The 15,768-nt window shown below is 45.7% G+C and carries 10 protein-coding genes; 1 reads left to right on the plus strand and 9 read right to left on the minus strand.

The window, feature by feature from the left end:
* The first annotated feature begins 96 nt into the window (after positions 1–96).
* Entirely contained in the window at positions 97–711 is a 615-nt protein-coding gene (locus DWX68_RS04920; protein WP_022359749.1) for a DUF1836 domain-containing protein, read from the plus strand.
* 280 nt (positions 712–991) lie between these two features.
* Here the strand turns inward: DWX68_RS04920 and DWX68_RS04925 are convergent, their stop codons facing one another.
* The 9 genes from DWX68_RS04925 to DWX68_RS04965 form a co-directional block, all read right to left on the minus strand.
* Positions 992–1,306: a YerC/YecD family TrpR-related protein gene (locus DWX68_RS04925; RefSeq protein ID WP_022359748.1), complete on the minus strand. Its 315-nt coding sequence runs from the start codon at positions 1,304–1,306 to the stop codon at positions 992–994.
* Between the two features lie 168 nt (positions 1,307–1,474).
* Complete coding sequence (locus DWX68_RS04930) at positions 1,475–2,299, minus strand: Cof-type HAD-IIB family hydrolase (protein ID WP_118467424.1); 825 nt, start codon at positions 2,297–2,299, stop codon at positions 1,475–1,477.
* Positions 2,300–2,472: 173 nt separating this feature from the next.
* Positions 2,473–5,421, minus strand: coding sequence for a PAS domain-containing hybrid sensor histidine kinase/response regulator (locus tag DWX68_RS04935; protein ID WP_107001581.1), 2,949 nt, complete (start codon positions 5,419–5,421; stop codon positions 2,473–2,475).
* Positions 5,422–5,426: 5 nt separating this feature from the next.
* Positions 5,427–7,277: an ABC transporter substrate-binding protein gene (locus DWX68_RS04940; RefSeq protein WP_107001582.1), complete on the minus strand. Its 1,851-nt coding sequence runs from the start codon at positions 7,275–7,277 to the stop codon at positions 5,427–5,429.
* A complete protein-coding gene (locus DWX68_RS04945) occupies positions 7,255–9,462 on the minus strand; it encodes an ATP-binding protein (protein ID WP_118628756.1) in 2,208 nt (735 codons plus the stop codon). The genes DWX68_RS04940 and DWX68_RS04945 overlap by 23 nt, the downstream gene beginning before the upstream one ends.
* The gene (locus tag DWX68_RS04950; RefSeq protein WP_107001673.1) at positions 9,446–10,261 is read right to left on the minus strand and encodes an ABC transporter substrate-binding protein; all 816 of its coding nucleotides are present in this window, start codon (positions 10,259–10,261) and stop codon (positions 9,446–9,448) included. The genes DWX68_RS04945 and DWX68_RS04950 overlap by 17 nt, the downstream gene beginning before the upstream one ends.
* Before the next feature lie 394 nt (positions 10,262–10,655).
* A complete protein-coding gene (gene ppdK / locus DWX68_RS04955; protein WP_118628757.1) occupies positions 10,656–13,289 on the minus strand; it encodes a pyruvate, phosphate dikinase in 2,634 nt (877 codons plus the stop codon).
* Positions 13,290–13,625: 336 nt separating this feature from the next.
* Positions 13,626–15,014, minus strand: a complete 1,389-nt coding sequence (locus DWX68_RS04960) for a glycine--tRNA ligase (protein WP_118522402.1) — start codon at positions 15,012–15,014, stop codon at positions 13,626–13,628.
* 94 nt (positions 15,015–15,108) lie between these two features.
* Positions 15,109–15,768: a hypothetical protein gene (locus tag DWX68_RS04965; RefSeq protein ID WP_107001586.1), complete on the minus strand. Its 660-nt coding sequence runs from the start codon at positions 15,766–15,768 to the stop codon at positions 15,109–15,111.

A 15,768-nucleotide genomic window follows, 5' to 3' on the forward strand; every position in this document is an offset into this window, starting at 1 on the left:
CTATATAATATCACATAGAGAGTTCATGACAGCGGAAGCGCCAAAATCGCCTCCCTGTTTCGCAGCTTTCGAATTTCAACGCAGCGAGGTACATACATGAAATCGAACGAAGAACGCCTGCAGGATCTGCTGGCTTATGTTGATAGTCTGACCCGGGTGCATCCGTCGGAGATTCCCGGTATTGATTTATATATGGATCAGGTCACGACCTTCATGGACAGCCACCTGAACACTTCCAAATGGCTGGGCGAGGATAAGATCCTGACCAAAACCATGATCAATAACTATGCCAAAAATAACCTGCTGCCGCCGCCCGTCAAAAAACGCTACTCCAAGAATCATCTGCTGATGCTGATTCTGATTTATTATTTTAAAAATGTGATATCCTTTCGAGATATTGAGCAGCTCTTCTCGCCCATCAGCGAGCACCACTTTTCCCATGGTTCCAGCCCGGAATTAGAAGAGCTTTACAACGAAATCTTTTCGCTGGAAAAAGGGCAGCGCAAGCGCTTGCAGGAAGACGTCATGGCAAAATTTGACGCCGCCAGCCAGACATTCAAGGACTATGACTGTGAAGACCGCGAGTATTTACAGCTGTTCGCCTTTATCAGTGAGCTGGCGTTTGATGTCTATCTGAAAAAACAGATGATTGAAATCCTGGCGGAACAGCTCCGGCAGGAGACGCCGGTGAATCCGAAGAAGAAGAAATAGGCAGCACTTCCGCTGTACCGCCACACTCAAAAACAGGCTAAACAACAAAAAATTCAACCCATTGCACCATACACGATAAAAAAGACACTGGAATCACTTCCCCTTGTGGAAATTCTTTCAATGTCTTTTTTCTTTCATTTCTTTTTATCTTTCATTCAACCAGCTGCCAGCTCCTGGGACAATTCCACCCCAAGCCAAATTTGTCCATCTTTGGCAGGTTGGTTTGCTACACCTATGAAAGTACGCGCTTTATCTATCGTGCGTATATTCCTACTTCGTCTTACGCTTCCGTTTTCTCCGCCTCTTCCTGCTCTTTCACACGCGCAAATACCATATCATATCCGTCGCTTCCGTAATTTAAAGAACGGTTGACACGGCTGATCGTCGCTGTCGATGCGCCGGTCTTGTCCGCGATCTCCAGATATGTCTTCTTCTCACGCAGCATCTTCGCTACTTCATATCTCTGGGAAAATGATAAAAGTTCATTAACTGTGCATACATCCTCGAAAAAGCTATAGCATTCGTCGGTATTTTTCAGTGTCAGAATCGCCTGGAACAGATGATCCACAGCTTCGGTTTTCAGTTTTTTATTCATAATGCAAGGCACCCCTTTTTAATATGTACTCCGAAAATATATTCATTTTTCCGTTTTTCTTATATTAACATATTAAAGTTTTAAAGTCTAGTATCTTGCCTATTTTTATGAATATTTTATTTTTCATCTGTTCACGCAATATACATTTATGCGAATCTGCCAAATCTTCTACAGCATAAACTTCTCCACCACATGAGCCACACCGTCGTCGTTGTTGGAATAGGTAATAAAGTCTGCAGCTTTCCGCACCGGAAGCACCGCATTCTCCATCGCTACACCTAATCCGGCATACTGAATCATCGTGAGGTCGTTGTAGCCGTCCCCACAGGCAATCATCTGCTCACGCGAAAGCCCGATGTGAGAAAGAAGACGCTCTAACGACTGTGCTTTATCGATGCCCCTCGGAAGCACCTCCAGGAAAAACGGCTCCGAACGGTAAACGCTGAAATTCTTCCCCATCGCCGCCTTGACGCGCGGCTCGACCATCGCCAGGTAGTCTCCATCCTCCATCATCAGGTATTTCGGTACCGGATACGTGATCGCAGCTTCTATGTCGTCCACCTGTACTAACTCCATGCCGTTGATCCGCGCTTCCAACTTCGCATAGGGACTGTCACTCTGGTTCGTCAGAAGCTTTGCCCCCGCCTCATCGTAACTCAAAAGCCCCACCTGTTCCTCCTCGGCCAAGCGTATAATCTTCTGATTTGCCTCCTGCGGCAGGGAACGGCTGAATATGATCTCGCCGGTTTTGCAGTTCGTGATCCTGCCTCCATTAAACGACAGAATATAACTGCCGTATTTTGCCAGCTCCAGCTCTCTCGCAAGCGGCAGCACTCCCGGCGTCGGACGCCCGGACGCCAGTACAATCTTCTTTCCGCGCTCCTGAAGCTCCATCAGACGCTGCTTCGTCTTTGGCGTAATCACCTTATCTCTGTTTGTTAAGGTTCCGTCCAGATCCAGGACGATAATCTCATAACTATGTTTTTCGGTCATATTTACTCCACATTCAAATCATACGTACTATTGTACACGTATATACGATACTTAGAAAAGATGAATTTGTCAATTAGCAACATGCCACATTACTTAATGCAATCCCTTCTTAACTTCTCAAATGGTTAACTCATATACTTCCGTTACTTTTGCCATTGCTTCCTGTATCCCCTCTATGAAAGATTTTTTTGCAATGCATCAATTAATTCCTCTACAACAATTGGCTTGGATAGAAATCCATTCATACCGTATTCCAGCGCTTCCTTCCTGTCTTCATCAAAAGCATTGGCAGTCATGGCAAGAATAGTGATTCCCGCCTGTGCCGGATCATCCAGGGCACGAATCCGCTTTGTGGCCTCATACCCGTTCATGACAGGCATCTGCACATCCATCAACACAAGATCATAACCGCCCGGTTTCGATTTTTCTACCTTCTCCACTGCCTCTGCTCCATTTTCGGCAGTGTCAACCAGAAAGCCATATTCATTCAGGATCTCCACCGCAATTTCACGGTTCAGTTCATTGTCTTCCACAAGCAATATACATCTGCCCTTGAAATCTGAACCTGCTGCCGGGAGAATATTATCCTCTTGCTCAGCCTGCCTCTGACCGATAGCTGTCATCAAGGTCTCTCTGATATCTGACATAAACATAGGTTTCGAACAGAATGCTGTAACCCCTGCCGCTCTGGCCTCCACTTCGATATCTGACCAGTCATAAGCCGTCAGGATAATGATTGGCGTATGGTCACCCAGACTGCGGATCTGACGGGTAACTTCAATGCCATTCATATCCGGCAGACACCAGTCAATGATATACGCATGGAATGCATCCCCCAGTTCCATAGACTGCCGCGCCCGGAGAACAGCCTCCTTACCGGAAAGAGTCCATTCTGAACGCATTCCAACCTTGACAAGCATCTTTGTCACACTGTCACAGGTATTAAAATCGTCATCTACAACCAGTGCCTTAAGACCTTCCAGCTCTGCGATCTTCTCTACATGGTGATGCTCAGGCTGAATCCGGAATGGCAGGCGGACAATAAATTCAGTTCCCTTGCCATATTCTGTCTGAACCTCGATAGTTCCGCCCATCATATTCACAATGTTCTTGGTAATAGCCATGCCAAGTCCGGTACCCTGAGTCCTGGTGACCGTGGAAGTCCGCTCCCTCTCAAAAGGAGAAAAGAGCTTCTGTACAAATTCCTGGCTCATACCGATTCCGTTATCCTTTACCCGGATCTCGTACAGCGCACTGCCGCTTTGCGTCCCCGGACACTGTTTGAGCCGGACTGAAACGGTTCCACCAGCAGGTGTAAACTTAACCGCATTGGACAAAAGATTCAACAGTACCTGGTTCAGACGCGTCTTATCACAATAGATATCCTCATTAGTCACATCCATTGCATCCATATAAAGCTCCAGCTGCTTCGCATGGATCTGCCCACCAATGATCGTCTTCAGGTCATGAAGCACATCCGACAGGCTGACCTCTGTTTCTTCCAGATGGATTTTTCCACTCTCAATCCGGCTCATATCCAGTATATCGTTGATCAGTGAGAGCAGGTGGTTGCTGGATGAAAGAATCTTACCCAGATAATCCCGGACTCTTTCCTTATCATCAATATTACTTACAGCCAGTGTGGTAAAACCGATGATCGCATTCATGGGTGTCCGGATATCGTGAGACATATTGGAAAGAAACGTACTCTTGGCCCGGTTTGCTGTCTCCGCAGCACGGACTGCCTCAGAAAGTGCCTGATTCATTTTCCTGTCAGAGGTACGATCCGACATAACCAAGATATATTTTCTTTTTCCGTTTACCTCGCTGCACATTGCAACATTATGAAACCAGCGCTGCTCTCCTGATTTATAATGAACGTATTCAAACTCCCATTCTTTCTGTTCATGAACCCGGATTCTCTCCAGATAATTTTTATCCGGTTCTTTCGGATTTTCAGAATGCAATTTTCCCAAAACATGAATATCCTTACGGATCTCTTCTACCGTAATCCCCAACAATTTTTCCGCATTCGGGCTGACGTAATCTGCCTGATATGTTCTAGCATCCAGCATCAGAAAAACATCATCTACATTCATTGACAGCTTCTGAAACAATTCGTCTCTATACAGGATCTCCGTATCCTTTTTCCTGAGGTTTGTTCTGCCTTTTTGAACAATAAAACTGATAAGTAAAGCGGCAATACAGAGCACGACTCCTCCCACGAGAAGCATTGTATTAAACTGCAGGCTATTCATACTGGCATTCACGATATCCGCCGGGACAAGTCCCAGAAACATCCAATCCTTGATATCTGATTTTTCATAGACCAGATAATAGCTCCTTCCATCAAGCTTTACCAGCTTCGCATCGGTACGTCCTTCTTTAAACTTCTCCGAAAGCTCATTGATCTCTCTTTCAGACATATCAGAATGCTCTCTCAGAACACCGAAGAAATTATACACTCTCCCCCATGACCCAGAAGAATGCTCCACCACAACACGACCATCCGGATGAATCACATAGTTCTGGGCATTTCCGTCGAAAGCAGAGATATCCAGTACATTTACGATATCAGAATTCTCATAGGCAATGGCAATCGCATCATATTCAAATCCCTGATAACTTCCATAGGCCTTGGGAGTTGCAAAAACAAGCAGCTGGGCTTTTCCAGGAACTGCTGCATTTGTTATCACATCACTTCCCTGTCGGAGCTCCTCTTCCATATTTCCCTGTAATCCAAGATACCCTGTTTCACCTGTTACCTTCTTATAGTTTCCGTCAGCTGACAGAAAAAAGAATTCTAAAAAGCCGGCATCTTCCTGTGCTTTCTCTATATAATCACGAATTTCGTCTTCATTGGAGGTGTTCTGCAGATTCTCTCCCCACATATGAAGATAGGTCAGATTCTTGTCTGTCAGTTCCCGCAGCATATTATCAGACTGATGAAAAATCTCTGTCAGATGAGACACACTTTCCTCATATACCGTTTTCGACACAAATTTAAAATATCGGGAAACCGTCAATACGATTCCAAGAAAAACAGCTATAACGACAGCTGCCTTGAATTGTTTTCTATTGACAAGTTTCTTTTTGTCTGTATTATGATTCTTAATATCCATTTTTCTCACCTCAGAGCCACATAGTCTTCAGGCTCTGCAAGAACGGCATCACCATCTGAAATATATCCTATCCAGGTATCCTTCACAGAAGTATCTCCCCTATCAAACACAATATTATCCTCTACCGGATAATTCTCCATGTGTTTAGGTATCGTCAGGCAGGTTACCGTGAACATATCATTGTCTTGAACTTTCTTTCCATCCTTCATAACTTTGCTCAATGTATAACCATCATCCGTTTCCCTGATCTCCACAGAAATACCGCTGACTACAGGTAGAGAACCGCTGTTAAAGGGAATAAAGCCTCCCTCATAGCCTTCCACAAAATTTCTGACAGTCTCTTTCAGCTCTGCCCCACTCATCTTACTGCTGTAAGCCAAAAGACCATTTGGCATGATCATGCTGCCCGCCATTTTTTTCGTATACCCGGCTTTCAGCACGTTTCCGGTAAAGCTGTTTCCGGTGGCGATCAGCACATCCGTCCCGTAGACACCGCGCAGCGTATTTGCCATAACCGAATAGGCTGCATTACCTCCACTGGCATGGAAACGATTGGAATAGAATTTCTGTGAATCCAGCAGGATATCCTCGGAGATAGTCTGCTGATTCAGAAGCTGGGTGTTAAAGGACTGATAAGCCTGCCCTGCATCGTATTCTCCTGCGATCATCTTAGATACTACATCCTTGGAAATAGAGAAGAAGTCATTTGACGCAATACGGATATACATGTGATTTTCTTCGATCACAGGTTTCACATCTTTCAGATATTCTGTAAGATGGATATCCACATCCTGGCTGTAGCTTAAGAGATCCTGACCATCATAAAGGATCTGGTTCTGAGCATCCTCTGAAAGCATTGTATCCAATACCTTCATGGCTTTCTTCCGTCGTGTTTCATCCTGTGCCAGATCACGGTTTAAAGCCACTTGAAAATAGGGTGTCGTCATCAGCCATTTTTCTCCATTCTCTTGAAAGAATGGCAGAAATGTTGTGTGAATGCCCTGATCCTGAAACATTTTAACACCGGAAGAGCTTCCAAAGTACATGGCAAGCTTACCACTTTTGAACAACTCAACCACATTATCATAGTTCAAATCCAAATCATCCCGGTTCAATCCTGTATCCCGGATAAACCGCTCCATCCGTTCAAAAGCCGCCGGCCAGACGGTATTGTCCAGACCTTCTTTCACTGTATGATCCGGGTCACTGTAGGTGGTGCGCCATCTGCGTCCGTCGGCAGAAGAAAGTTCTGACGCCGACAGGCCCTGCAGTGTCTCCATACAGGTATAGTCATAATAATAGTCTGCGGTAAACCCTCGGATTCCCACCTTATCAAATGCCTCGCAGGCAGAGACAAAGCTTTCATAGTCTGTTGGCAACGGGATATCATATTTTTCAAAAAGATCTTTGTTCACTACAAAGCCATGGGCATCCGCACACACCGGAAGCCAGTTTATGCTGCCATCCTCGTTCCTAAAATTGTTTAGATATGTATCATAGACAGCACCTGCCGCATTGGTTGTGGAAAGATCCATCAGGCTGTCTTTCAGCGAACTTGCATCATGCAGTGAAAAACGACAACAGGTTATAATATCCGGCAATCCTCCATTTTCATCAAGAAACTTATAAAAATCCAGATCATTATTTCCTACTACAAATTCAATGTTAATATCCGGAAGCTGTTCCTGAATATAGGGTGCATATTTTTCATACAGGTTTGTGCTCCATAAATACACCGTGATGGTTTCTGCATCTTCTTTTTCCGCTCTTTTCCCGCCGCAGCCTGATAAAAGTAATATGGCCATTACCATCACCAGGAATACAGCAAGTAACTTATTTCTTTTTTCCTTTTTCATTACGAATCCCCCTAAAACTGTGTTCCGCTAGTTCATAAATTACCTTTACCAGTAATTTTGCATCAACAGGCTTAGAAATATGTTCATCCATTCCCGCTTCTTTTGCTCTTATTCTGTCCTCCGTGAACGCATTTGCTGTCATTGCAATGATCGGTATCGTCTTAGCATCCTCTCTCTCCAGAGACCGGATCCTCTTCGTTGCTTCATAACCATTCATGACCGGCATCATGATATCCATGAGGATCGCATCAAATTCACCTAACTCACTTTTTTTGAATTGATCCACAGCTTCCTGCCCATTCCATGCCTTGGTCACGACAGCACCTTCATTCTGAAGCATAAATTCAGCAATTTCTATGTTCAGCTCATTATCTTCTGCCATAAGAATATGCAGTCCCTTTATAGATTTTCCATCTGATACATCTTTCTGTTCTTCCCATTTATCCGAATTCAGATCTATTTTAAATGGAACCTGGATCACAAAGGTAGTCCCTACACCATCTTCACTTTCAAAGGTAATGGTTCCACCCATTTTCTCAACCAGCTTCTTTGCAATCGACATTCCCAGACCCGTTCCCGCAAATTTTGTGCGGCTTCCTGCGTGTTCCTGTACAAACGGTTCAAAAATATGTTTCTGAAACTCTTCTGCCATTCCGATTCCGGTATCCCGGCAGACAAATTCTATCGTCGTCATCTCTGGCTGTTCGGATGGAATCTCCCGGCAGCTAATATAGATATATCCGTTTTTTCTGTTATATTTCACCGCATTCGACAGAATATTCATCATCACACGTTTCACATGTCCTGGACTTCCAATAAGCTTTCGATGTGTGATTTCTTTCTTCTCCCACACAATCCGGATATTCTGGTCTGCAGCCATCTGCTCGATCACAACAAGTACTTCCCGGGAAATACGGCTTAGATCAAATGGAATTTCTTCCAGAATCACTTCACCCGCCTCCAGCTTACTCATATCCAGGACATCGTTTACCAGCTCCAGCAACAGATTGGATGCCTCTTTCACCTTTGTTCTGTATTCTGTCTGTTTCTCCATATCATCTGCACAATGATCTGCCATATTGAGTAAACCGCAGATTCCATTAATCGGAGTCCGGATATCATGGCTCATCCTTTGGAGAAATTCCGTCTTCGCCCTATTGGCGGCTTCCGCCTTTTTGGCAGCTATCAGAAGTTCTGATTTATATTTTTCATCCTTTTCCCGCTCTTGTTTCTCATGTTCCAGATTGGTTCTGAAGATACAGGACCAAAATATACCAACTATCAAAGAATATAGAAAAATGACACCAGCCACACTTAATGGAAGGTTATGAAACACTTCCTCATCCAGAAGATATGCATAAATATAATAATCCCGCTGCTTCAGCATGATTCCGTAGCATCCGGTTCCTTCATTCTTCAAATGAAAAATATGCTGGCTGTCTGTGTGCTTTTTCATTGCCTGAATAACCTCATTGTCGGTCGTATTCTGCCCCAACAGGCTCTCATCGTTACTGGCAACAACGAGCCCATCGTCTGCAACAATAATTGTTCCATCTTTTTGGACACTATATCCATTTAAAAGCCCTTGTATCGTCAAAGTATAGTTTCTGGTAAATTCAGGAGATGTGTAATAGTAAATTGCCACAATACCCGGTGCGTCTTTTCTGGCGCAGGCTGCAATGTCGATCCGGGACCCGTCTTCCCTGGCAAGCCGTTCCGAATAGCTTCTTTCTTCATATCCTGTAAAATCCATGATAATTTCTTTTTGCAGATACTTCGTAATCTCATCCGTCAGAGACTCTTTTGTGCTATACTCACAGACCGTCTTTCCCTCTGCATCCAGTACAAGGATGCCATCCACCCAGAGAGTCTGCAGATTATCTTTCAGAAACTCCCGGCTTAACTGACCACCGTTTTCTGTTTCCATGTTAATATTGGTACTCATCTGTCTGGCACTTTCAATGGCACGGAGAAGGCTTTTGGATTCCGAAGATTCATTATAATGAGTATAGGTGGAACACTGCACTTTCACATAGTTTACAATCTCTACCATTCTTTCTTCTGCTTCCGCTTTTTCCGCATGAAAGAAATAAGTCAGGGAAACTACCGCCACACAGATTCCAAGCAAAATACCAACTATTTCTATCTGCTTTTTCTTTGTCCTTCCCTTAATATCCAAGTTCATCCACCTCCAGATACCTTCCCGGATCATCCAGATATTTTTCAATGATTTTCAGGGATGTTCCATCCCGACGCATTTCCTCCAGGGTCTGATCCATCTGCTCACAGATTCCCCGGTCATCCTCTTTTGCAAAAGCAACCCCTATACCGGTGATCATCAGCGGCTCTTCCAGAATACGAAAGCTTGTGTCATAATCCTTCATATACTGGACAATCGATTCCTCATGTGCGGCAACTGCATCTACGTATCCTTTTCCCAGAAATGTATAGATCAGCTCCCTGTGTCCCAAACTGATCAGATTACCCAGCTTTGGGATTCTCTCATCCGTCCGGTTCAGAAAAATACCTTCCGGTTTGGTTGTGGACTGAACAGCCAGATTCTTTCCCTCCAGGTCACTCAGTTTATAGATATCACTGCTCTCATTTACAGCAACCACCTGACGGCTTGCTATATACGGTCCGGCCCAGCGGTACTCGTCAAGGCGCCCTTCCATGGAAAAACAGCCCATGATGCAATCGATCTCCCCGCTCTCCAACAGTTCTTTTTTCTTCTCCCAGTTAATCTGGACAGGCTCCACCTGATAGCCCATTCTTCTGAACGCTTCTGTAGCCAGTTCTACATCAATTCCTGTCGGCACACCATCCTCATTCAGATAAGTGTATGGTGGATAGCTGTCGCTTCCCAGGGTGATGACGGGTTTTTCCGTTTCTTTTTTATTCTCACCTGTGTTTTTGCACCCTGCCAGGGTAACTGCTAAGATTCCAACAAGCAGAATACCTGCGATCACTCTTTTTCCTTTCATTTTCATTCCATCCCTGTTATTCTTTTCTATTTCTTCACATCTGATTTCCGGCCATTTATTACGATTCAGTGGCCCGCGCTTAGGTGTCCCCGTATATAAGACTTAATTTCCTATATGATCAAAAAAAGCTCCATGTAAAAAATTTACAGGAACTTTATCCATAATGCCCTCTTAACTCTTACCTTATATTCTTACACTTTTTATTATAGCATTCAAAATATACCATGTCCACAAAAAGTTGCCATCATCCATTTTGTTACTGTTCACACATGCGTGAACAGTAACTCCATTTTTTCATAAACAGCCACAGATTATTTATACAAAAGGACCCCCTTACTTTCGTAAGGGAGTCCTTATCTACTCATTTATTTTATTCAAGGTTTTCCTTAAATGATTATTTCTCAGCGATTGCAGCCTGAGCAGCAGCCAGACGAGCGATCGGCACACGGAACGGTGAGCAGGATACATAGTCAAGACCAATCTTGTGGCAGAACTCTACGGAAGACGGGTCGCCGCCGTGCTCGCCGCAGATACCTACATGAAGGGTCGGGCGCTCTGCTTTACCTAACTTGATCGCCATCTCCATGAGCTTACCTACGCCAGTCTGATCCAGTTTTGCAAACGGATCGCTCTCGAAGATCTTCTTGTCATAGTAAGCATTCAGGAACTTGCCTGCATCATCACGGGAGAAGCCGTAGGTCATCTGAGTTAAGTCGTTTGTACCGAAGCAGAAGAATTCAGCCTCTTTTGCGATGTCGTCAGCGGTCAGAGCTGCACGCGGGATCTCGATCATGGTACCTACTTCGTACTTCAGATCAACGCCTGCTGCTGCGATCTCCTCGTCAGCGGTCTTCACAACGATATCTTTTACATATTTTAACTCTTTCGCATCGCAAGCGAGCGGAATCATGATCTCCGGTTTTACGGACCAGTCAGCGTGAGCTTTCTGTACGTTGATAGCTGCACGGATAACTGCCTTGGTCTGCATAACAGCGATCTCCGGATAGGTAACTGCCAGACGAAGTCCACGGTGACCCATCATCGGGTTAAACTCATGCAGGGAAGCAATCAGGTTCTTGATGAACTCTACAGATTTGCCCTGAGCGTCAGCCAGTTTCTTGATGTCATCTTCCTCAGTCGGAACGAACTCATGCAGCGGCGGATCCAGGAAACGGATAGTTACCGGGTTGCCCTCCAGAGCCTCGAACAGACCTTCGAAGTCGCCCTGCTGATACGGAAGGATCTTATCCAGAGCTGCTTCTCTCTCTTCTACAGTGTCAGCACAGATCATCTCACGGAAAGCAGCGATTCTGTCTTCCTCGAAGAACATATGCTCGGTACGGCAAAGACCGATACCCTCAGCGCCAAGCTCTCTAGCCTTCTTAGCATCTGCCGGTGTATCTGCGTTTGTACGAACTTTCAGTCTTCTGAACTTGTCAGCCCATGCCATAACGCGACCGAATGTACCAGCGATAGTAGCATCTACGGTCTTGATCTCACCTTCGTAAATATTACCGGTTGTACCATCGATGGAGATGAAGTCTCCCTCGTTGAATACTTTACCAGCTAAAGTGAATTTCTTATTCTCTTCATCCATAGCGATGTCGCCGCATCCGGATACACAGCAGGTACCCATACCACGAGCAACTACAGCTGCGTGAGAGGTCATACCACCACGAACGGTTAAGATACCCTGAGCAACCTTCATACCGGTGATATCTTCCGGAGAAGTCTCAAGACGAACTAAGATAACTTTCTCGCCCTTCTCAGCCCATTTCTCAGCATCTTCTGCGGTGAATACAACTTTACCGCAAGCAGCACCCGGAGAAGCACCTAAGCCTTTTCCAAGCGGAGTAGCTGCCTTTAATGCAGCAGCGTCAAACTGCGGATGCAGCAGTGTATCGAGGTTACGCGGGTCGATCATAGCGACTGCTTCTTCCTCTGTCTTATGACCTTCATCTACCAGGTCGCAAGCGATCTGCAGCGCAGCCTGAGCAGTTCTCTTACCGTTACGGCACTGTAACATGTAGAGTTTCTTGTTCTCTACGGTGAACTCCATATCCTGCATATCATGGTAGTGGTTCTCAAGCACATCACAAACCTTGATGAAATCTGCATATGCCTCCGGGAACTCCTGCTCCATCTGTGCGATCGGCATCGGAGTACGAACGCCAGCAACAACGTCCTCGCCCTGTGCGTTCTTTAAGAACTCGCCCATCAGCTTCTTCTCGCCGGTTGCCGGGTCACGGGTAAATGCAACACCTGTACCAGACTCATCGTTTAAGTTACCGAATACCATCGGCATTACGTTTACTGCAGTACCCCAGGAATACGGAATATCATTATCTCTTCTGTATACGTTCGCACGCGGGTTGTCCCAGGAACGGAATACAGCTTCGATCGCTAATTTTAACTGAACAACCGGATCAGACGGGAAGTCCTCACCTAACTGTTTCTTATACTCAGCCTTAAACTGCTCTGCCAGAGTCTTTAAGTCAGCTGCGGTCAGCTCTATGTCGTAGTGAACGCCTTTTTCTGCTTTCATCTTGTCGATGAGCTGCTCGAAGTATTTCTTACCAACCTCCATAACGACATCTGAGAACATCTGGATGAAACGTCTGTAGGAGTCATATACAAATCGCTCAAATTTCGGGTCCGGGTTGCCTGCGATCATCGCTGCAACTACCTCGTCATTTAAACCAAGGTTTAAGATGGTATCCATCATACCTGGCATGGATGCTCTCGCACCGGAACGAACCGATACTAACAGTGGGTTCTTCAGATCGCCAAATTTCTTTCCATTGAGCTCTTCCATCTTCTTAACGCCTTCCATGGTCTGTGCCATGATCTCGTCGTTAATCTTGCGACCATCTTCGTAATACTGGGTACAAGCCTCAGTTGTGATTGTAAATCCCTGTGGAACCGGCAGACCGATGCTTGTCATCTCCGCCAGGTTCGCTCCCTTTCCTCCCAGCAGGTTACGCATGGTCATGTCGCCCTCGCTAAACATATAAACCCATTTTGCCATAAGTATTTTCCTCCTATACTCGTTTATGTTTTACATTCACATATTTGTATTTATGTGAAAGATAAAAGCCATCGTGAATATTATAACATAAACTGCGGTCTAGTAAAGAGTTTTTTTGAATTCTTTCCAACTTTTTTTCGATCAATATATATTTTTTTGTAATTTTCGCGAATATTAAATAAGATGACTATCCAGAACAGTGCCTAATCTGCCCCAAAATAAATTTCGTTCTTTGCAAAATGCCAAAAATGTCACAAGCCCTCTCTAACACAAAAAGCAGAAACCACCTCCTGTATCCCGGAATATGGTTTCTGCTTTTTTGTCTATATTAAATAATTAGAAACGGAACTTATCCTCAAAGTAGTTCTTTAACTCAGCGATCGGCACACGTACCTGCTCCATGGTATCACGGTCACGGATGGTAACAGCCTGGTCAGTCTCGGATTCGAAGTCATAGGTGATGCAGAACGGAGTACCGATCTCATCCTGACGACGATAACGCTTACCAATGTTTCCTCTGTCATCGAACTCGCAGTTGTAGTACTTGGAAAGCTCTGCGTAGATCTTCTCTGCTCCCTCGTTAAGCTTCTTGGACAGCGGAAGCACACCGATCTTAACCGGTGCAATCGCCGGATGGAAGTGAAGAACGGTTCTCACATCGCCCTCGCCGATCTCCTCCTCATCGTAAGCTGCACACAGGAATGCCAGCGTCACACGGTCAGCACCCAGGGACGGCTCGATAACGTACGGGATGTATTTCTCCTTCTTCTCATCGTCAAAGTAGGTCATATCCTGACCGGATGTGTTCTGATGCTGGGTCAGATCGTAATCGGTACGGTCTGCGATACCCCACAGCTCGCCCCATCCGAACGGGAACAGAAATTCCAGATCGGTCGTCGCCTTGCTGTAGAAGCACAGTTCTTCCGGAGAATGGTCACGCGCGCGCATCTCGTCCGGCTTGATGCCAAGTGTCTGCAGCCAGTCGATGCAGTGCTGTTTCCAGTATGCAAACCACTCAAGGTCGGTTCCCGGTTCACAGAAGAACTCAAGCTCCATCTGCTCGAACTCTCTGGTACGGAAAGTAAAGTTACCCGGTGTGATCTCGTTACGGAACGATTTACCGATCTGACCGATACCAAACGGGATCTTCTTGCGGGAGGTTCTCTGTACGTTTTTGAAGTTTACAAAGATACCCTGTGCAGTCTCCGGACGCAGGTATACAGTATTTTTGGCATCCTCGGTAACGCCCTGGAAGGTCTTGAACATCAGGTTAAACTGACGAATGTCGGTGAAATCATGCTTGCCGCAGCTCGGACAGCAGATGTTGTTGTCATCGATGTACTGTTTCATCTGCTCCTGGGACCAGCCGTCTACAGAACCCTCGATCTCGATGTTGTGCTCTGCCATATAGTCCTCGATGAGCTTATCTGCACGGAAACGCTCTTTACAGCTCTTGCAGTCCATCAGCGGGTCAGAGAAGCCGCCCAGATGTCCGGATGCCACCCATGTCTGGGAGTTCATAAGGATCGCACAGTCTACACCTACGTTGTACGGGCTTTCCTGAATAAATTTCTGCCACCATGCACGTTTTACATTGTTTTTCAGTTCTACGCCCAGATTGCCGTAGTCCCATGTATTGGCAAGGCCGCCGTAAATCTCAGAACCCGGATATACAAATCCTCTTGATTTTGCGAGCGCCACGATTTTGTCCATCGTCTTTTCCATTTGTCTTGTCCTCCTGATTCATTTATCATTGTACCCGTCCCCGCCTCTTCTTTCGATATCTGGCAGATGGACGAATTTAACAATCATTCTGTTTTTATCTTTTAAAAATCACATAAGCCGTGCCTGTTTCCGGCAGACTGACGGTTGAATCGTCTTTTAACTCGGTATTCGAACTGCGGTAAAGCACTTTTCCGCCGACCATCAGCGTCGCACCGCCCTCGCTCCGGACTGCCATGCCGCTCTTTTCATTCTGAACCGTATCCGTTCCGGCTTCGCTTCCATCCGCTTTTACCAGCTCACCCTCGGAAAACCATCCATCGGCAATCGCCTCCGAAAGCGGCTTTGCCTCCAGCGCCGTCAGGGAGTTGCTGGTGTCCTCATTGTCATTCGTCTCTCCGAATGCTTTCAGATCTTCAAAGGAAGCATAATCAAAGATCGCAGTCACCGTGTCTTTTCCCGCCTTCACACTTTTCAATGCTGCCGGCAGTCTCTCGGCATTTTTCTGGTTCTGTGCCAGCGCCCCGGCGCCTTTTTCTTCATTAAAATGAATCACTGCCGTCTCTAAATACTGCTTTAATTCATTCTCATCGACCGAAATACCGCCGGTCTGCTCCACCAGAGCACTCGACAGCGCCCCGTCTTTTGCCACATATACGCAGCTCTCCGAAGGGGAAAAGGCGGTTTCCCGTGAGCCACAGCCGGACAGCATCACACCCACGGTACACGCTGCCAGAAGAAATCCTCTTTTTTTCAT

The organism is Clostridium sp. AF20-7 (assembly GCF_003479275.1).
Taxonomy (GTDB): domain Bacteria; phylum Bacillota; class Clostridia; order Lachnospirales; family Lachnospiraceae; genus Otoolea; species Otoolea fessa.

Coding starts and splice junctions, on each gene's coding strand:
- DWX68_RS04960 (WP_118522402.1), bottom strand. CDS start 15,014: ATGGAAAAGACGATGGACAAAATCGTGGCGCTCGCAAAATCAAGAGGA.
- DWX68_RS04920 (WP_022359749.1), top strand. CDS start 97: ATGAAATCGAACGAAGAACGCCTGCAGGATCTGCTGGCTTATGTTGAT.
- DWX68_RS04945 (WP_118628756.1), bottom strand. CDS start 9,462: ATGAACTTGGATATTAAGGGAAGGACAAAGAAAAAGCAGATAGAAATA.
- DWX68_RS04935 (WP_107001581.1), bottom strand. CDS start 5,421: ATGGATATTAAGAATCATAATACAGACAAAAAGAAACTTGTCAATAGA.
- ppdK (WP_118628757.1), bottom strand. CDS start 13,289: ATGGCAAAATGGGTTTATATGTTTAGCGAGGGCGACATGACCATGCGT.
- DWX68_RS04930 (WP_118467424.1), bottom strand. CDS start 2,299: ATGACCGAAAAACATAGTTATGAGATTATCGTCCTGGATCTGGACGGA.
- DWX68_RS04925 (WP_022359748.1), bottom strand. CDS start 1,306: ATGAATAAAAAACTGAAAACCGAAGCTGTGGATCATCTGTTCCAGGCG.
- DWX68_RS04950 (WP_107001673.1), bottom strand. CDS start 10,261: ATGAAAGGAAAAAGAGTGATCGCAGGTATTCTGCTTGTTGGAATCTTA.
- DWX68_RS04940 (WP_107001582.1), bottom strand. CDS start 7,277: ATGAAAAAGGAAAAAAGAAATAAGTTACTTGCTGTATTCCTGGTGATG.
- DWX68_RS04965 (WP_107001586.1), bottom strand. CDS start 15,768: ATGAAAAAAAGAGGATTTCTTCTGGCAGCGTGTACCGTGGGTGTGATG.